We start from the raw sequence: 19,886 nt of genomic DNA on the forward strand, positions 1-19,886 counted from the left end.
TTTTTTGGTGCTAATTTTCTTTTAGAGTAAAGTTTTGCCATATATAAAATCTATTGGTTTGAGATGTTTATATAAAAACGCAAAAAAATACTTTTTATTGTCTAAGAAGGCAAATAAATTTTATTTTTTTCAATCACCTTTCTCAGATTTGTGATAGCATAACGCATTCTTCCCAAAGTGGTATTTACGCTAACACCAGTAAAATCAGCTATTTCTTTAAAACTCATATCTAAAAAATAGCGCATCATAATCACTTCTTTTTGGTCATGAGGTAACTTTTCAATGATGGATTTGATATCAATTTCTACTTGATTTTTAATCAATCGGCGCTCAATGTTTAGGGAGTCATCAGTGATTCTGGAGAAAATTAATAACTCATCGGTATCGCGATTCAATGGCATTTTTTTATCGTTACGGAATTTGTCGATAATCAGATTACTGGCTATACGCAAAACCCAAGATAAAAACTTACCTTCTTCGTTATAGTATTTTCTTGATTTGAGTGTATGGATTACTTTGAAGAATGTTTCCTGAAAAATATCTTCAGTCACATCTCTATCCGAAACTTTGGAATAGATATACCCATAAATTTTTGATTGGTGCCTTTCGATAAGAATTGCCAACGAGTTTTCATCGCCTGCAACGTATTTATCAACTAATATAGCATCCGGAAGTTGAGATTTAGCCATAACATTACCTTTTAGTAAGGGTTAAAAAAAGAATTTTTAATCTAAAAAGTAATGGTCGTGTATAGGCAAATCGGGTTTAAGAGTTAATTATAAGCCAAATTTAACATAAAATTTATTTAAAAAACAAATAAAATCTGAAAAAAACTTAAAAAAACGATGAACTCACCAAATTATTGGTAAACTCTTATATAATCTATTAAATATTCTTGCGGAAAGATACTATTATCAACGTCATGACCTCCAAAATTACCTCCAACAGCAACATTCACTATGAAAAAAAACGGCTGGTCAAACGGCCAAGTGTTTCCATCTTTTACTTCGGGTGCAAAGGTGTAAACCAATTGGTTATCAACAAAAAACTCAATCTTGTCTTTTGTCCATTCGATAGCATATACATGAAAACCTTCTTCTATGTTGGGAAAAGCCGTTTTTTTGGAATTAATGGTATTGCCGTGACTGTCTTGGGTGTGTAATGATGTGTAAACCATATCCGGTTCTCTACCTACATATTCCAAAATATCAATTTCGCCACATTGCGGCCAACCCACTTTACCAATATTGGAACCTAACATCCAGAAAGCAGGCCAAATGCCTTTACCGATTGGGATTTTGGCTCTGGCTTCCATTCTACCATACTGGAATTCTTTCTTGCCTGCTGTGGTAATTCTCGTTGAAGTATAATGCGTGGCTTCTTTCTCAATCTTAATAACCAAATTGCCCTCCTGAAGCGAATGATTTCTATTCGTGTAAAGTTGCTTTTCATTGTTTCCCCAACCGCAATTGTTTGGACAACCATTACCTAATTCAAAATTCCAAACGGTTTCATCTAATTGCTTTCCGTTGAAATTTTCTTCCCAAACTAGTTTTCGGGACTCATTTTGCGCCAAGCAAAAACTAAAAGACAATAAATTTAACAACAATAACTTTTTCATGTCAACAAATTACGGAATTAATTCAAAGGTACTATTTAAACGAATATCAGTGGAAGAAGAACCTATCATTAGATTAAATTCACCCGGTTCTGATTTGAATTCCAAGGCTTGATTGTAAAATGATAATTTTTCATTGTCGATGATAAACTTTAAGGTTTTGGTTTCTCCGGCATCCAATTTAATCTTTTGGAAATCTTTTAATTCAATAATTGGACGAACAACGGATCCAAATTTATCCTGAAGGTACAATTGAACCACTTCTTCTCCGGCAAACTTTCCGGAATTGCTAATAGTCATTGTCACTTCGATTGTTTCATTGCTGTTGATTTTTTGCTTTGACAACTTTAAGTCAGCGTACTTAAAAGTCGTATAACTTAGTCCGTAACCAAAAGGGAATTTAGGCGAATTTGGTAAATCTATATAAGCTGATTTGTATACTTTATCTTCATTAATTGATGGTCGTCCTGTGTTGAAATGATTATAGTAAATCGGAATTTGTCCTTCTTCTCTCGGAAAGGTCATCGGTAATTTAGCCGAAGGATTATAATCGCCAAATAAAACATCTGCGATAGCATTTCCGGCTTCAGAACCTAACCACCAAGTATAGACAATGGTTGGCATATTATCGGCTGTCCAATTAAAAATTAAAGGCCTGCCGGCATTCATTAGGATAACGATTGGTTTTCCTGTCTTCTGCAATTCTTTGATTAAATCTTCTTGAACTCCGGGTAAATGAATATTGCTTCGGCTTTTGGCTTCACCACTCATATTCCAACGTTCACCAATACTTAAAATTACGACATCGGCTTGATTAGCCACATCTATGGCTTCTTGAAAACCGGCTTTGCTGGTATCTTCAACGCCACAACCTTTGGCGTAAAGCAATTTGGCTTTTTTGCCCACTTTATTTTGCAAACCTTCCCATTGCGAAACGATATAAGTCGAATCTACATCTTTTAAATCCACAGCCCAAAAGCCGTGATTGATACGCTTTGGTTTCACCATCGGACCAATGAAAGCTATGGTTTTAGTGTCTTTGGAAAGGGGTAAAATGCTTTTTTCGTTTTTAAGTAAAACGATACTTTTGGTTGCCATTTCTCTCGCGGCTTTTGTATGTTCCGGATTGTTTAAAGCAGCTTCTTGTCGTTCTTTATTACAGTATTTAAAAGGATCGTCGAATAAACCCAATTCGAATTTCTTGCGAAGAATACGTTTTACGGCATCATCCACAACACTCATGGGAACTTTATTTTCACTGACTAATTGTGCCAAATGATTGCGGTAAGCATTACTTTCCATATCCATGTCACTTCCGGCCAAAACAGCTTTTTCAGCAGCTTCTTTGCCATCTTGACAATAGCCGTGTGCAATCATTTCTCCGATAGAACCCCAATCGGACACCACAAATCCTTGGAAATTCCATTTGCCTTTTAAAATGTCGCGCTGAATATATTTATTTGCAGTGGCCGGAATGCCATTGATATCGTTAAATGAATTCATAAAAGTAGCCACACCGGCATCAACTGTCGCTTTAAATGGTGGCAAATAAGTTTCCCACAACATTCTGTCGCTCATGTCTACTGAATTGTAATCTCTTCCACCAGCCGCTGCGCCATAAGCTGCAAAATGTTTGGCACAAGCCATAACCGAATTTAAATCACCTAATTGATTGCCTTGAAAACCTTTTACACGAGCATAAGCAATTCGAGAACCTAAGTAAGTATCTTCACCTGCGCCTTCCATCACTCTTCCCCATCTTGGGTCACGAGAAACATCAACCATTGGCGCAAATGTCCAGTGAATTCCCGAAGCAGCAGCTTCTGTAGCGGCTATTCTGGCAGAAAGTTCCATGGCTTTTAAATCCCAACTAGCAGCTTCTGCAAGAGGCAAAGGAAATGTTGTTTTGTGTCCGTGAATGACATCCAAACCAAAAATCAATGGAATTTTCAAACGCGATTGCATGGCTAATTCTTGGTATTGACGCGTGTATTTATGACCAATAACATTCAGCATTGAACCAATCTTGCCTTCTTTGATTTCTTGCTGCTTGTTTGGATTAATAGTCAACGGTCCGGTCACAGTATTGTCTCCCGTGTATTGATTCAACTGACCAATTTTTTCTTCCAAAGTCATTTTTTTCAACAACTCTTCAACCTTTTGGTCTATGGTTTTTTGTTGGGAATATCCTAGCAGTGAAGTCGCTAAAAAGAAAGTAGCAATGATATTTTTCATTCTGTTGGTTTGGTTGGGTTTATTAATTATCTATTTAAATTCCAAATAATTGAAATTAAAATCTCCATTTTCGAAGTGAACTCTAATTTTATTTATTCCTTTTTTTAGTTTTATAGTATCCACAGAGAATGTTTTCCACTTAGAATTTCCACCCGAAGCAGGAAGCGAAATTACTTTTGAAAGTTTGGTGCCGTTATCATCCGCTAAATAGAGTTTCGCGCCTGCTTTTTCAGCTGAAAATCTTATGCTGACTTCAAGTGTTTTATCCGTATTCAAATCGAAAGTATATTGCATCCATTCGCCTTCTTCTATATAACTTACGGCATAACCATTGGTAACTACATCATCACATTTTTGAATGTCAACGCCGTCGTTTCTCATTTGGTTACCACTGTTCCATTCGCTTCGTTTTCCACCATTGGAAACCCAATAATTGGCTACATCTTTGTCAAAATAAGCATGATTGATTTGGCCTAAATCATATTCTGAAGCGAATACTTTTCCGGGTAAAGTATGTTTTTTATAGATTTTTGTTTCTGTAGTTTGTATTTGTCGGAACATCGCATCTATAACATCCGGTTTTACAATAACATTTTCCATTTTGAAATTCTCAGCGATTTGCATCAAAATAGCTTGGGCTTCTTCTACTGACGGTTTGTTTTTTCCATCTTTCCAATATTGCAAAAGTCTGTCGTAACCTTCAGTTCCTTTTACAGAAGTCACTCCGGCGATATTCTCAATTTTTTTCATTGGCCAAAAAGCCCAACCAATATTATTCGATTCAATTAAACTGATAACATCTTTGAACCAAACATTAGAGTTTTCACCGGTTTCGCCTAGCCAAATCGGAACATTGTATTCTTTTCTGTAATTTACAATTTCCTGAATGGTTGCCATATCGTTATAGCTCCAATATTTATGAAAACTCAAAGCGATATTCTCATCCCATAGCGGGAACATTCCTTTGTAATTATTACCCCAACAATTGCCTTCAATGATAATCAGATGATTGGTATCGACTTCACGAATGGCTTTGGTGATTCTCATTTGCAACGCACGCAAAGGTTCGTTTTTAGTTTCGTCACAACCGTTTTTATTGGTTCCGGAAAAATTCCAATTGGGTTCATTGATAATGTCGTAACCTCCAATCCAAGGATTGTCTTTGTAGCGCTCGGCTAATTTTCTCCAAAAAGCAACCATTTTATCTTGATTGGCTGTACTTTCCCAAAGCGATGGTTTTGAAGTGTCATAATCCGAAATATTGGCATCCATTCCTTGTCCGCCCGGCGCAGCATGAAGGTCTAAAATGAGATACATTTTGTTGGCAGCACACCAGTTCAATAAGTCATCAGTCATTTGAAACCCTTCAAGCAACCAAGTGTTTTGTCCGGCTATCGGCTCTTTTTCGATAGGTAAAGTATACAGATTGTAGTGCATTGGTAACCTGATAGAATTAAATCCCCAAGCGGCTAATGAATCTACATCGCGTTTGGTTAGTCCATTTTTTTTATAAACTTGATAGAATTCTTCGGTATTTTTTTCACCGATTAAATCGGTTATTTTTTGTCTGATTTGGTATTGTGGTCCGGCGAAATCGGCTGTTTTTAACATATAACCTTCCTGAACCATTAATCCGCCAATTCCTAATCCTCGTAAAAGAACATTTTTACCATTACCATCGACAATATTTTGTCCGTCTCTATGTAAAAACCCTTGACCGAAAGAAGTCACTGATAACAATAAAAAGACAACATTGATTTTCTTAAAGAGTAGAATTTTCATTAATAGTTAAGATTTGATAGGGAAATTTGAATTTAGTAAACTAATGTCTGAATAGCATTTGGTAAAATAGTCACTTCACTGGCAGTAGTGCCGATGCATAAATTATAAGTGATTTTCAAATTACTTTGGTTCATCACAACCGTTACGACCTTTCCGTCATTATTGATAAAAGAAGTGGTCAATAACTGACTTCTACTGGCCGCGCTGCTAACTCTTTTAGCGCCTTTATCAATGAATTTTGAAAAGTGACCAATAAAATAGTAGCTAGGGGTATAAATCAATTCGCCGGTATTGGTATCACCATGTATTGGTGCAAAACAGAAATTTTTCACGTGATTTGGCCCACCATTTTGGTCTAACAGAATATTCCAGTCGGTCCAAGCTACCGTTCCATTATTAAAATCGTTGATCATTGATTTTCCGTAACGTTGACCATTTTGCCATAATTGGTACTTATTGGCATCAAATTTTTCTACACAACCTTCGGTAAACATTAATTTTTTGGATGGATAAAGTTCGTTTACCTTACCAACATTATCATACATTTGTTCACCACCGCTCCAACTTTCGTACCAATGAAAACCTATTCCCCAAACATATTTACTGGCTTCAGGATCTTCCAAAATTGCCGTCGCTCTTTGTAATAATAAATCTCTGTTGTGATCCCAAACGGTTATTTTTTTATCACCTAAACCTGCTTTTTGCAATGTTGGTCCCAAATAATTTTTAAGAAAATCTCTTTCATCCTCAGCAGAGAAAATACAAGACTCCCAAATTTGTTTGGCCATCGGTTCGTTTTGAATGGTTAAACCCCAAACCGGAATGCCTTCATTTTGTAATGCATTGATATATTTCACGTAATAATTTGCCCAAGACTGACGGTATTCAGGTAATAATTTTCCACCGTGTAACATGTCTTTGTTATCCTTCATAAAAGCCGGTGGCGACCACGGACTGATATAAAATGAGGCTTTGTTTCCAATCATTGCCATGGCTTTTTTGATCATTGGCAATTTGAACTTTTTGTCGGGTTGAATGTCAAAAGTCTTTAACTCTTTATCGCCGTCCTGAATGTAAGTATAAGAACCTGAACTAAAATCGCAGCTGTTCATATTGGTTCTCAACAAAGTATAACCAATTCCATTCTCTTTAGAGAAATAAGCGTTTAAGAATTCTTGCTGTTTTTCGGGAGATAATTTGGCAAACACTTCCGCACTTGCATCGGTAATTGCTCCGCCAATACCAACAAATGTTTGATACGTTTTATCAGGATTTACAAAGATACAAATCTGCGTTTCCAAGGGTTGTTTCAACTCTTTAAACTGTAAATTATCCGTTTGAGTCAATTTTAAATTGGTACTGTCTGCAGTAGTGTATACAGTAACAGTTTTGTTTTTTGTTGAAAATGGTAATGGTTTTGATTTCGGCTTTTTTTGTGCAAAAGCAGAAACTGAAAGCATCAACATTACTAATATTACTTTTTTCATCTTAAGTTTTTTTGAATTTGTTACCAAACAAACGTTCCAACAGAACCAGCTTCTAACGAAACTGCAACCCATTTTGCATTGTACTTGATATTAAATACTGCCGGTGTTGCTCCGTCATTTTCAACGATTAGGACTTTTTTCCCTTCGGGTGTTTTAAAGGCAACATTGTATAAGCTTCCTGATTGTGTTGAGGCAATTCTAACTGAACCTGCCGGTACAAATTTTGAAGCATGGGCAATAATATAATAGCCTACGTTTCTCTCGTAGCTAAAATTCCCCGTTACTGTAATAGCACCTTTACAAGTGGTGCAACCGCCATTTGTATGAGGTCCGAATGTGGCGTCGTTGGCCAAATTCCATTCAAGTGCTGTTTTACTCCAGTTTCGCATTGAGCCAATAATCACATTTTTTAAATGCCATTTCAAATCTCCGTCAAAACTTCCGGTTGAGGCAGTATATTGCTCTGTGAAGTATAAATTTTTTGCTGGAAATGCATTGCGAACAGTCGTTAAAGCAGAAATATCTCCGGCATATAAATGAAATGCCGAACCATCAATAAAAGCATTGGCTCCTGAATCTGATAACACAGTCATCGGATATTGAGGATTGTCACAATTATGATCATAGGCAACAATCTTAGTGGTAATTCCAGCAGCTTGAAATGCAGGTCCTAAATTATTTTTTATAAAAGCAGCTTGTTCTGTGGCCAACATCAATAAACTTGGATTATTTCCGGGATGTAAGGGTTCATTTTGAGGCGTTACAGCATCTATGCGAATTCCTTCTGCTTGCATTGCTTGTATATATTTTACAAAATATTGAGCATAAACACCATAATATTGCGGTAATAAACTTCCGCCTATGGAACTTCCATTGTCTTTCATCCAAACTGGTGGTGACCATGGTGTAGCCATGATTTTGATATTGGGATTGATTTGCAGAATATCTTTAAGCATTTGGATTAATTGCGCATCCGGAGCAAGACTGAAATTGGTCAGATTTACATCAGTTTGTCCGGCAGGCATATCATCATAAGTGAAAACCGTGCTGTTCAAATCAGAAGCACCAATGCTAATTCTCAAATAATTTACCGAAATGGAGTTGATGGAAGAACCAAAAAGTTCTTGTAAAAGTTCTTGTCTTTTGGAAACAGACAATTGATTCATTACCTGAACGCTTCCGCCGGTTAAAGTATAGCCAAAGCCGTCAACAGTTTGGAAAGTTTGAGTATCATTTACTTCAATATTCGGATAAACATTATTATTGTTGTTGAATCCGAGTATTGCAGTTTGCTTTTCTAACTTAACTGTACCGTTGCCTTTGGTAAGCCAAAAACTGACATCATTAGTTATAGGTGTTGGATCGGGATCCGGACTTGAAGCATCCGATGATTGAGCACAACTGGTTAAAAAACCTAGGATTGAGGCAAAGAAAAAAATCTTTATTTTATTAAATTTTATCATTATTTATGGTGAAATTTTTTACTCCTTTAACTTTATGTAAGAGTTTGTTTTTTGGGGTTAAGTATGTTTTAATAAAAACTATACTGTGAGGCAATTGGTTTCTAATTGAGACTTTGAGACTGTAAATTGTTGTTTTAAGATTGAAGTAAAATAGTCCAATACAGCTTCTATTAAACAGCTAATAGAAGCTATGAATGGACATCTAATCTAACTTAAACAAAATATTAATGATAAACATGAACATAGTCAACTTCAAGTGTGGCTGAAGTGAAATTCGGATCGACTGCGCCGCCAAAATTTCCACCCATAGCACAATTGAAAATAAAGAAAAAAGGCTTGTTGAATGGTAGATTGCTATTGTTGTTAAAGGTGTAAAACAATACGTTATCCACATAAAACTTAATGTTTGTAGCAGACCATTCACAAGAATAAATATGAAACTGAGTAGTTGCATCGCTAATGACTACACTGCCGCCATCAGCATTTCCACCTGAATGACCCGGATGGTGTAAAGTACCATAGATTCTGTTGAGATTATTACCCACATGTTCCATAATATCAATTTCACCACAACCCGGCCAAGGGTTTGTATTTATATCAGAACCTAGCATCCAAAGGGCTGGCCAAGTACCACCACCTGCAGGAAGTTTTGCTCTGATATCTACTCTTCCATATTGAAATTCATATTTGTTTTTGGTAACAATTCTGGCAGAAGTATAATTACTTCCGTTGTATGATTCTTTGATAAGCTTAATTTTTAAAACACCATTTTGAACGGTAACATTCTCAGGTCTGTTGGTATAATGTTGTAATTCATTATTACCCCAACCTCCGGCGCCGGTTTCAAAAGTCCATTTTGAACTGTCCGGTGGACCATCAGTATTAAACTCGTCACTCCAAGCCAATGTAGTTGTAACAAAAACGGTTATTACTACTGAGGTTGAAATAAATTGAGCACCATTATAAGCAGAAACATAAATTGTATAGCTATTAGTTCCTGATTGGGTGAATGTATGACTGAATACACCTGTTGTTGTGTTAATAACATCGGTACCAATTAAAATTTTATAGGATGTAGCATTATCAGCCGAAACTGTAAAATTGACGACACCACTTCCGTCTCCATTTGGATTAGAGGCGTTTGCTCCAACTATCACAGAATTAACGACTAAGTTTGTTGGCAATGTATTTTCTTCACCATCACTTCCGCCACTACTACAACTGATAAACAACAATGTAAACACAGCTAAAAGGCTAAATAAAAAACCAGTCCTTTTCAACGCAAGATTATACTTCAAAATGATACTTTTAAAAATTAATAAAAAAATGCAACTGATAAACCAACAGGAGTTAAATCAAATACAACTCCTGTTGGCTATTAATAAATTAAAGTGCTGGTATCAGTTTAAGATACCAAGCGTTTCCTGTTTCGGTACCTTGAACTCTCAAATACATATAGTTTTCTGTAATAACCATTATCTCATATTCTTTTTGCAAAGCACCATATCCGATAAATGTTGTGCTACCGGATAACATGATACTTGTTTGCGTCGAAGGTGTTTCTGCAGGGATTGATGTACTTGCAGGAATGAATGAGAACGGAGTTGTTCCACCACCATAACTATAACAACCTTCATCTCCAGAGCCAGGAATTCCCGGTATTGAGGCTAAAGAACCCGTTTTAGTAAAGGCACCATCAGGTGTTGAGGATTGAATGGTAAATGAATTGGAAGCTACCACTTTTGTAAAAGTAAAAGTAGAAGTGTAAAAACAATTACAACAAACCACTTTCTCATCAATAGCGGCAGTCCACCATACCGGAGTAACTTCTCCTAACCATGGTCCAACACCTAAATGTCCCGGAACGCTTTTATCAACTTTCCAAGTTTTAGAGGAATCATTAGTCAAATAAGTAACAATTGACGGTTCCGGAGCAAAAGTACTAATCACTTCTACTTCTGTCGTTGCAGTGGTTGAAGTTCCTCCTCTTCCATAAGCTACTACAGTAATACGGTACGTATGTAAACCAAGAGAAGTGAATTTTTTAGTGGTAGAACCTGTTGGCATACCACCTGTAATTGTACTTGGTAAACTAACATATTCAACAGCACTTGTTAAATCGGTAACATCATTGTATCCTATTTTGAATGACATAGCATCATCTGCAGTTACGGTTATGTTAACTTTTCCTGAACCATCACCATTAGGATTAGCTCCGTTTTGTCCTACAATATCGGTCTGAATAACCAAACCTGAAGGAGCAGTTAATTCTCCTAAAGAATAGTCGTCCTTTTGACATCCTGTAAAAAGAGATGCAACACAAAGGAAAACCACTGACAAATATTTAAAATTGTTTTTCATAGTATTTCTAATTTGATTGTCTAACATTATCTATATAAATAACTTCACCTACACCATCGGCGATATCGTTGTAACGGAAAACCAATTGGTTAAAAGTAGTTCCGGCAGGAATTCCAGCAGGTCCGAAATCAAATACAAGTTCTTCCCATTGGTTGGCCACTGTAGAAGCTACTTTTAAAATTTGATTAGGTACTCCATTTGATCCTTGCTCGATTTCAACATTTAACATTTTTCCAACTTCCGTTGAATACACTAAAACTTTAATTTTGTTACCGTTGTCGATGTTTATTGGAGTTCCATTAGGCGTTGCCAATGGAGTCCATGTTCCACTCCAAGAAGCGGCACCTGTTGGTTTAGTATATTTCCAAACATTGGCACTAGAATTTAAACCTCCCGGAAATGGATTAGCCACTACAGCTACTCCAACACCACCAAAAGTTCCGCCTATACCATAATTTTGTATTGGACTATCATAAGTGATTGGAAGTGTAAAGGGTGCAAAAACAGTGATTGGATAAGTTGCCGTTGTTGTAGCAGCGCCACCACTTAAAGCTGTAATTGTCATAGTGTATACACCTGGAGCATAAGTATGTGCCGGAGCTGTAAATGTTCCACCAAGTGTACCTGACATTACCGTTGGGGCTTCTCCTACTCCTCCATCTCCCCAAGTAACCAACATTCCATTGGCAAAATTAGCTGTCGCCGTTAATGTCAATGTTGTTCCTGCAAAATTTTGTGTAGCATTAATATCTGTTGGTGCAACATAAGTCATCTGTAAAGGATAGGTATTGGTGGTTTGGTTACCGGCAATATCAAAAGAGACTATAGTAACCGTGTAACTTCCTTCCGGATAACTGTGCGTAGTACTTTGTCCCGGATATAAAGTAATTTCTCCCGAACTTCCGTGACCTAGTGTAACAACTGATTTTGAAACACCTTCTCCTAAAGGAGTAATTTTAACGCGTCCTGAATTATCAGCACTTATATCAAATATTCTATCAAAATTAGCTGATCCGGCAGAATTTAACGATGATAAATCCGAATCAATTCCATCTGGAACGCTACAACTGGTAACTGCCAATAATGAGAAAATTGCAAAACTTAAAATTATTTTTTTCATAATATTTTAATAAATAGGGTTTTGAACTAATTGAGTACCTTCTAATTCTCTTGCCGGAATGGGTAGGATTTCATTTTTCCCTGCCACAAACCCTCTGCTAGCCAATACAGTTGGCGCATCACCCCAACGTACTAAATCAAACCATCTGTGTCCTTCACCTGCTAATTCTCTTCTTCTTTCGTTTTTGATAGCCGTTAAAGATACCGGAACTGATCCTAAACCAACTCTGCCTCTAACTGCATCTAATAAAGCTTGAGCTCTTGCACCAGTCGCCCCTAAAGCTTCTGCTTCCATTAGATAAGTATCCGCCAATCGGATTGCGTAAGTGTTTTGTTTGAAATTCAAAACTGCATCACCGGGACCTGAATAAACATCTGATTGTTTAGGCATGAACTTGTTAAGGAAATAGCCTGTATCTTGATAAGCACCAATGTAATCTGCATGTCCTGCTTGTTTTAGTGCTTTCAAATCTAATATTGTAGCATTAAATCTTGGATCGCCTTGCATGAAAGTATAAAAGTCTTCTGTGAAAACATTGAAACTCCATCCTGATGGAAGATCAGGAGCGAATGCTGGATTTAATCTCACATAACTTCTTGGACCTACCATTTGATTTACGGTATTTCCTTCATCTTGATTTCCTCCCCAAGTTCCCCAAGAAGAGCCTTGAGCAGAATGAGAAACTTCTAATACTGACTCAGAATTGAATCTGTTAGAAAAGTTCCACAAGTCATTGAAATTAGCTACTAAGCTATAACCATATTGACTTGTTCCTCCCGGAGTTCCGTTAACTTGAGCCAACTCAGCAGCAGCCTGAGAATTCTTACCTTGGTACAAATATACTTTACCGAGAATGGCTCGGGCAGATCCTTGAGTCAAACGACCCCCATCACTGGAAACATTTACGGTTACCGGCAAATTTGCGATAGATTCTGTGATATCTAATTCAATCTGAGCGTAAACATCAGCCGGAGCTGCTTGGGTAACTGAATAAAACTGAGAGGCAGAAAGCGGTTCCAAAATCAAAGGAACATTTTTAAACATTCTCACCAAGTTGAAGTAATAAAATGCTCTTAATACTTTGGCTTCAGCTGCAAATCTCGCTTTAGTCGCATCAGGCATTGGTACATTCGGTAATTTTACCAACAAAAGATTGGCTCTGTAAATTCCTCTGTAATAATCACTAAAATAACTGTCCGGTACAGTATTGGTATTGATTGTATAATTTGAAAATGATTGTATACCGGCACCATCTGATGAGTTACCACCGCCAGCATAATGATCATCTGATCCTGCATTAAACATGGTTATCATATTTTCGAAACCACCGGAATTTTTCCTCATCAAATCATATACTGAAACCAAACCACTGAAAGCTTCTGCTTCGTTTTGGTAATAATTGCTTTCAACTTCCAATCCCTTTGGATCAACCTCTAAATCTTCTGTACTACAAGAGGCAAACGTCAAGGATGCTAATGTTGCTATTGCTAAAATTTTTATGTTATTTTTCATATTTTTTTAATATTTAGAATTGTAAGTTAGCTCCAAACATGATAGAACGTGCTTGCGGATAGTATCCTCTGTCTAATCCAAAAACATCTCCTCCAATTTCAGGATCATAACCTGTGTATTTTGTCAAAGTAAATAAGTTTTCAGCTGTTACATATAAACGTACCTTTTGTAAACCTGCTTTACTAACAATTGTAGAAGGTAAAGAATAACCAAACTGAACGATTTTAAATCTTAAATAATCTCCATCCTCTAAATAAAAATCAGACATATTTGTGAAGTTTCCATTCGCATCACTGGTTGATAATCTTGGATATGAGTTTGAAGTTCCTTCACCTGTCCATCTGCTCAAAGCTTCGGTTGAGTAGTTTCCGTTAGCTACATCCAAACGACGTAAACCTTGGAAAATTTTGTTTCCTGCCGCTCCTTGAGCAAAAACCATAAAATCAAAACCTTTATAATCCAAATTTAAAGTAAATCCGAAAGTTACTTTTGGTAATGGACTTCCCAAGAATTTTTTATCATCCGCAGTTATACTTCCGTCACCATTAACATCTTTCCATCTGAAATCACCCGGAACTGCACCTGGCTGAATTAAACCTCCCGATGAGTTAGTGTAAGAATTGATTTCTTCTTGATTTTGAAAGATTCCCATAGTTTGGTATCCATAGAAAGTATTATAGGCATGACCAACTTGTGTTCTGGTCACAGCTCCCATAGATTGGAATCCAGGACCTGCATAGAAATCAACATTTGTCCCCAAATTTGTGATTTCATTTCTTACCGTTGCAAAGTTAGCATTGGCTGAAATATTGAATTCATTGATTGATTTTCTGTATCCCAATTCGAATTCAAAACCTGAATTTTCCATATCTGCAATATTTGCAAATGGTGGTGCTTCAGCACCTATATAGCCTGGAATTTGGTTGTCTCTTAAAATTCCTGATGTTTCCTTGTTATACCATTCAACAGTTAAAGTGAAATCATTTAAAATTTTGGCATCAAAACCAATGTTTGTCAAAGTAGTTTCCTCCCATTTTAAATCAGGGTTTGAAATCCTTCCCGGGCTTGAACCCGGTGTTACCGCTCCAGAATTTCCGAAAGTATAGTTACGTGATCCTCCAATAAGTGCTAAATAAGAAAAATTATCAAACACATCATTACCGGTAACTCCATATCCACCTCTTATCTTCAAAGTGTTCAAGATTTTGTTTTCTTTCCAGAAATCTTCTTTAGTAAGAACCCAACCTGCTGATAAAGAAGGGAAAATTCCGTACTTATTATTGGCACCAAATTGAGAAGAACCGTCTCTTCTAATCAGTCCTGTAAACAAATATTTTTCTTTATAATCGTAAGTTAAACGGGCAAATAATGAAGAGGTTATTTTTGGGGCAACATCGTAGGCATAACCTATTTTGTTATCTTGTATTACAGTATCATCATTAAAAGATGCTTCACTAAAACTATTCGTTGATAAACCAAAATGAGTAGCACTTGTTACCTTGTAAAACTCATTGTCCTTGTAAAACCCTTGTCCCAATAATGCTGAGAAAGTATGGTTATCAATCACTTTGTCATAAATAACTGTATTTTCAATATTCCAATTGAAAGCTCTGTTTTCCACTCTTGAAATGTTATTCAATGTAGTATTGTTGACTGTTGGACTTAAATAATACAATGGTGTAAATCCTTGTCCACCCCAATAAGCAAGCTTTGCTCCCATGGCCGTTTTGAATTTTAATCCTTTCATTGGTTTCACTTCTGCGAAAACATTTCCAATAAAATCGTCTGACCAGTTGTATTGACCTTGTCTGGTTTTGGCATAAGCCAATGGATTAGTCATTTCTTGTCCAACAACAGGTGAAATTCCATAAGGATTCCCATCTGCATCTCTTATTACGTATGGATTAGTATAGGCTATTCCATTAGCTAAAATTGGATCTGTTTCAATAATAGGCGTGGTTGGATCTAAGTGAATAGCTGAACTCAAAGGTCCTCCGTATTCACTATTCGTATTTCCAATTCCAACTGATTTTTGATGAGTATAAGCAATAGTCTGACCAACAGTAAGCCAGTCTTTAACTTTATGAGTAGTATTTAAACGGATGTTTTTCTTTTGATAACTAGAAATTTCCGGCATCACAATTCCTTCCTGATTTTGAGTTCCAAAAGAAAAGTAATAATTTGACACTTCACCGCCTCCGCTCAAACTTAACTCGTGTGAATAACGTCTCGCATTATCATTAAAAATAGCTTTTTGCCAATCAGTTCCTTTCCCAAGCGAACCTAAATCCGGGTAAGGAACATTTCCTGTTCCGCCACCATTTAAATAACGCTCATTCATAATAGCGCCATATTGAGTTGCATTTAACAAACTTAAAGTTCTTTCAGGAGAAGAAATACCTTCGAATCCATTATAAGATACCGTCATTTTTCCGGATTTTCCTTTTTTAGTGGTAACCAAAATTACTCCCGCTGCAGATCTGGCTCCATAAATAGCAGAAGCGGCATCTTTTAATACCTCAATCGACTCGATGTCGGATTGATTGATTGCCCCTAAAGCTCCCGGATCAACAATTACACCGTCTACTACCCAAATAGGATTGTTTCCTCCATTCAAAGTAGTAATACCTCTAACTCGAACCGTAGATCCTGCTCCTGGTTGACCTGCATTCATAGCAATAGTTACACCGGCTGTTCTTCCTTGAAGCGATTGTTCAATCCTTCCATTAGGTACTTTTTCCAAATCTTTAGCTGTTACTTTGGAGATAGCGCCTGTAACAACACTTTTCTTTTGTGTACCATACCCTACGTTGATCACAACTTCATCTAAGTTGTTGCTTTCTTCGGTAAGTTCAACTTTCATGTCACCATCAGTTATGGTAACTTCTTTAGTTGCATAGCCTATAAATGACACAACTAGTTTTGTAACATTAGCAGGGACATTAATGGAAAACTTACCATCAATATCTGTAGAAGTTTCTACCGTTGTTCCTTTAGCTGCGACATTGGCTCCCGGTAAAGGGAAGCCTCCGGAATTAACACTTCCGGTGACTGTTTTTTGAGCCTGGGCTGATACAATAAAGACAAAAAACATAGAAAATAGGAAAAGATTTTTCCTAGTTCTTTCAGAAAATAGCTTTAAATTCATAAGCGATTAATATTATATTGGTTTTGGTTAATTTTTTAAGACACTTTTTATGCCTTGTTAAGATGTTGTTAAATTATTTATTTAAAAAATACGATATGCATTATCAACCACAACAAAAAATATACATAATGAAATTTAAAGCAATGATAATTATGAATTTGACAAAACAGTCAATAAAACCGAATAAAACAAAAAGGTAACTATACAAAATAGTCCCCAAAAAAAGATTGAAAGTAGTTTACGAAAAGGTTGTTGTAAAGGTAATGTTGTGGTATTTTAACTAGAACTTGTATAGTTATACACTTAAAATGTAGTTCGCCAACCCATCGTCATGTAATAAATTGAGTTTTTTACGCAAACGATATCGTTTTATCTCGACACTTCGAATCGAAATATTTAACATTGGAGCAATCTCTTTTGAGGATAAATTGAGCCTTAAATAAGCACATAATTTCAAATCACTAGGTGTCAAGCTCGGATGAGCGGCTTTTATCTTTTTAAGGAAGTCTTTATCTGCATTATCAAACGCTTCTTTGAAAACATTCCAAGAATCATCCTCAGTAATATTTCTGTTAATCGTTGATATCACTGACTTTATATTTCTGCCGCTATTTTCTTCTGATGATTTTTTCAAATCTTCTTTGATGATATTCAATAACTCATTTTTCTTGATTAAACTCATAGTAGATACAGCCAGTTCCCTATTTTTAGCATCAACGTCCTGTGAAAGTTGCTCATTTCTAAGTTTCATTAACTGTTGCTCATTTTCTAAAGCGGCTATTTCCAACAATAAATTGTTTTCCTCAATCAATTTTTCTTCTTGTTTACGGTAGTAATTTCTATAGGCTTTGTTGATGTAATATGCCATAGTGATAAACAGTAATAAATAAACTAACCAAGCCAAATTGGTCGCATACCAAGGCTTTAAAATAGTAAACTTATATTCAACGATATTTCCGGGTAAAGAATTGGCTATCTTGGCCCTTACTTTAAAAGTATAATCTCCCGGTTCTAAGTTCTTAAAGTTGACACTCGATTTAGCACTCCATTCACTCCATTGTCCTTGCTGTCCTTCTAACATAAATTGGTACTCAACGTCTATAAAACGGTTGTATTGTGGAACAGCATAATTAAAAATGAGGTTGTTTTCATCATGCGATAACTCACCAACTTCGGAAATGGACAAGTTTACAAGAGGTTGGCTCAATTTATTTACACTTACCTCAGTGAGTATAATATTGTGCGTTTTGACTCTGAAATCCGAGAGGTTAATGATAAAATAACCATCCGTTTTGCCAACAAAATATTCATTATCAGATATTTGAGTGATATTTTCATAACCAATCATCGGATTAGTTATAGAAAAAGGAATAGAGATTTTATGCTTTTTTAAGCCTTTGTCAAAATTTCCTGAAGTGAAATAATAAATGTAATTTTTAGTAAAAAACCACATTTTGTTAGACTTATCAACGTTTAACTTTCCGGAAATATACTCGTTATTCTTAAGGATACTACTCAAATTATGATCCTTTTCAAAGGAACCGGTTTTAGCGTTAAGTCTAAAAATACCGCTTCTTCCTGCATAATATATAGTCCCATTATATTTGGCCAAACTGATGTGCTTACCTTTACTCGGTGATTTTAACACCTCAAATTTCTTGGCTTTTGAAAAATCGGCATTGGCGGTAACTTTTATGATGCCTTTATATTCGTGTCCAACGTAAATCTCGTTTTTATTGTCTACTTCGAAATAGCGTGAGGAAATATCAAAACCTTCAATTTTATTTCGAAAAGTCCAACTGCCATTTTTCTTCTCTAAAACAGAAATTCCATTATAATTCCCTTGTAACATTATATTTGGCCGATTGGGTAAACTATTGAATTTCCATGTTCCGGATTGCTTGTAAATTAAACTTATACCGGTCTGACCTATTAAAAATGTTCCCAAATCATGTCCGCAAAACAATTGATTATCATACTCAAATAGCGTCCAAACCTGACCTTTAGTTCCATTAACTAGACTGAAACCTTCATTGGTTAAAGCACTTTTGGAAAACAACCCTTGATTGGTTCCAACATAAATTTTGTCTTTAAATTTAATCGAGGCATAAACAGTTCCTAAGAATCCCGAGTCGTCTTTGTAGCTTTTGATAGGCGATTGCAAGTTGATACAATCAATTCCATTGTCTAATCCTAACCATAAATTATTATCATCATCTTCATTAATCGATAAAATAGTATTGTTACTCAAACCACTGTTCTGCGTGATGTGATAGCGAGTTTTTCCTTGCTTATCAAGTATGAAAATTCCGTTTGAAATCGTCCCCAAAGCAAAACCACCATCAGACAACATTTTGGCACAAAAAATAGAATTTGGTTTTAACTCGCTCTCAGATTCAAAGTAAAAAGGTGTCAGAACCTTATCTTCCAATTTAAAAACGCCTGCTCTTTCTGTTTGAAACAATAATCCGTCTTTATGCTTGTAAACTTCAACAATCCTGTTGGTTTTAATTCTGTCATCATCACAAACCAAGACACTTTTACCATTGACTACCTCATAAAAACCTTCTCCTACAGCCTGAAAATAAATAGAATTATTGATTTTATAACATCTGAAAATATAGGGATGATTGTCAATAAACTGAAAACTACCGTCTTTTGAATTGTAAACATAAATACGGTTAAAAGATTGAAATAAAACCCAATGATCTAAGTTGATAATGTTCCAAAAATGCTCATCTTCTATAAGTTTACTTTTAATTTTTTGACTTAATGAATTGTATTTTAAAGTACCGTTAGCTTGTCGTTTCCAAAAACCAAACTCCATATAACAACCGCTATAAATTTTATCACCAACCACTTTTACAGAACGTATAATTGTTTCGTTAGGAGATGGATATAGTGACCAATTTGAACCATTAAATTCCAACAAACCTTCATTGTTGGCAAAGTAAACAAATTGATTATTATCCTGCGTAACCATCCAGTTTTGATTTCCTGCACCATAAACCGTTGAGCCATATTTTACAATGGGTGGTAATTCTTGAGCAGTAAGTTGTGAAACAAACAACAATACAATCAAAATGGCATTAAAAAACGATTGGAAAAAACGCATAAACTTGGTTTGGTTGTTATGAATAGGTAAAAATATCGTTTCATT

12 protein-coding genes are annotated in these 19,886 nt (G+C 35.9%); all 12 read right to left on the reverse strand.

Annotated elements, in window-relative coordinates:
* Nucleotides 1-101: 101 nt before the first annotated feature.
* The 12 genes from C8C84_RS11680 to C8C84_RS11735 all read right to left on the reverse strand — a co-directional run bounded on the left by C8C84_RS11680 (nt 102) and on the right by C8C84_RS11735 (nt 19,841).
* Nucleotides 102-689: an RNA polymerase sigma factor gene (locus C8C84_RS11680; RefSeq protein ID WP_121313817.1), complete on the reverse strand. Its 588-nt coding sequence runs from the start codon at nt 687-689 to the stop codon at nt 102-104.
* Nucleotides 690-859: 170 nt separating this feature from the next.
* Nucleotides 860-1,621 (reverse strand): family 16 glycosylhydrolase, encoded by a 762-nt coding sequence (locus C8C84_RS11685; RefSeq protein WP_121313818.1) that lies wholly within the window; start codon nt 1,619-1,621, stop codon nt 860-862.
* Between the two features lie 9 nt (nt 1,622-1,630).
* On the reverse strand, nt 1,631-3,853 hold the full coding sequence (gene bglX, locus C8C84_RS11690; protein ID WP_121313819.1) for a beta-glucosidase BglX: 2,223 nt from the start codon (nt 3,851-3,853) through the stop codon (nt 1,631-1,633).
* Between the two features lie 30 nt (nt 3,854-3,883).
* Nucleotides 3,884-5,635, reverse strand: a complete 1,752-nt coding sequence (locus C8C84_RS11695) for a cellulase family glycosylhydrolase (RefSeq protein ID WP_121313820.1) — start codon at nt 5,633-5,635, stop codon at nt 3,884-3,886.
* Between the two features lie 32 nt (nt 5,636-5,667).
* Complete coding sequence (locus C8C84_RS11700) at nt 5,668-7,122, reverse strand: glycoside hydrolase family 30 beta sandwich domain-containing protein (RefSeq protein WP_121313821.1); 1,455 nt, start codon at nt 7,120-7,122, stop codon at nt 5,668-5,670.
* A 20-nt stretch (nt 7,123-7,142) separates the two neighbouring features.
* Entirely contained in the window at nt 7,143-8,585 is a 1,443-nt protein-coding gene (locus tag C8C84_RS11705; RefSeq protein WP_121313822.1) for a glycoside hydrolase family 30 beta sandwich domain-containing protein, read from the reverse strand.
* 224 nt (nt 8,586-8,809) lie between these two features.
* A complete protein-coding gene (locus C8C84_RS11710) occupies nt 8,810-9,883 on the reverse strand; it encodes a glycoside hydrolase family 16 protein (protein ID WP_233549785.1) in 1,074 nt (357 codons plus the stop codon).
* An 88-nt stretch (nt 9,884-9,971) separates the two neighbouring features.
* A complete protein-coding gene (locus tag C8C84_RS11715; RefSeq protein ID WP_147406844.1) occupies nt 9,972-10,946 on the reverse strand; it encodes a hypothetical protein in 975 nt (324 codons plus the stop codon).
* Between the two features lie 7 nt (nt 10,947-10,953).
* Nucleotides 10,954-12,066: a hypothetical protein gene (locus C8C84_RS11720; protein ID WP_121313825.1), complete on the reverse strand. Its 1,113-nt coding sequence runs from the start codon at nt 12,064-12,066 to the stop codon at nt 10,954-10,956.
* A 6-nt stretch (nt 12,067-12,072) separates the two neighbouring features.
* Complete coding sequence (locus C8C84_RS11725; protein ID WP_121313826.1) at nt 12,073-13,578, reverse strand: RagB/SusD family nutrient uptake outer membrane protein; 1,506 nt, start codon at nt 13,576-13,578, stop codon at nt 12,073-12,075.
* 13 nt (nt 13,579-13,591) lie between these two features.
* Nucleotides 13,592-16,672, reverse strand: a complete 3,081-nt coding sequence (locus C8C84_RS11730) for a TonB-dependent receptor (RefSeq protein WP_121313827.1) — start codon at nt 16,670-16,672, stop codon at nt 13,592-13,594.
* A 349-nt stretch (nt 16,673-17,021) separates the two neighbouring features.
* Complete coding sequence (locus tag C8C84_RS11735) at nt 17,022-19,841, reverse strand: triple tyrosine motif-containing protein (RefSeq protein WP_121313828.1); 2,820 nt, start codon at nt 19,839-19,841, stop codon at nt 17,022-17,024.
* Nucleotides 19,842-19,886 lie beyond the last annotated feature (45 nt).

Source organism: Flavobacterium sp. 102, from assembly GCF_003634615.1.
Lineage (GTDB): Bacteria > Bacteroidota > Bacteroidia > Flavobacteriales > Flavobacteriaceae > Flavobacterium.

What these genes read in the sequence shown, in the direction of transcription:
- C8C84_RS11680 (WP_121313817.1), bottom strand. Translation starts at nt 689, where the DNA reads ATGGCTAAATCTCAACTTCCGGATGCTATATTAGTTGATAAATACGTT.
- C8C84_RS11685 (WP_121313818.1), bottom strand. Translation starts at nt 1,621, where the DNA reads ATGAAAAAGTTATTGTTGTTAAATTTATTGTCTTTTAGTTTTTGCTTG.
- bglX (WP_121313819.1), bottom strand. Translation starts at nt 3,853, where the DNA reads ATGAAAAATATCATTGCTACTTTCTTTTTAGCGACTTCACTGCTAGGA.
- C8C84_RS11695 (WP_121313820.1), bottom strand. Translation starts at nt 5,635, where the DNA reads ATGAAAATTCTACTCTTTAAGAAAATCAATGTTGTCTTTTTATTGTTA.
- C8C84_RS11700 (WP_121313821.1), bottom strand. Translation starts at nt 7,122, where the DNA reads ATGAAAAAAGTAATATTAGTAATGTTGATGCTTTCAGTTTCTGCTTTT.
- C8C84_RS11705 (WP_121313822.1), bottom strand. Translation starts at nt 8,585, where the DNA reads ATGATAAAATTTAATAAAATAAAGATTTTTTTCTTTGCCTCAATCCTA.
- C8C84_RS11715 (WP_147406844.1), bottom strand. Translation starts at nt 10,946, where the DNA reads ATGAAAAACAATTTTAAATATTTGTCAGTGGTTTTCCTTTGTGTTGCA.
- C8C84_RS11720 (WP_121313825.1), bottom strand. Translation starts at nt 12,066, where the DNA reads ATGAAAAAAATAATTTTAAGTTTTGCAATTTTCTCATTATTGGCAGTT.
- C8C84_RS11725 (WP_121313826.1), bottom strand. Translation starts at nt 13,578, where the DNA reads ATGAAAAATAACATAAAAATTTTAGCAATAGCAACATTAGCATCCTTG.
- C8C84_RS11730 (WP_121313827.1), bottom strand. Translation starts at nt 16,672, where the DNA reads ATGTTTTTTGTCTTTATTGTATCAGCCCAGGCTCAAAAAACAGTCACC.
- C8C84_RS11735 (WP_121313828.1), bottom strand. Translation starts at nt 19,841, where the DNA reads ATGCGTTTTTTCCAATCGTTTTTTAATGCCATTTTGATTGTATTGTTG.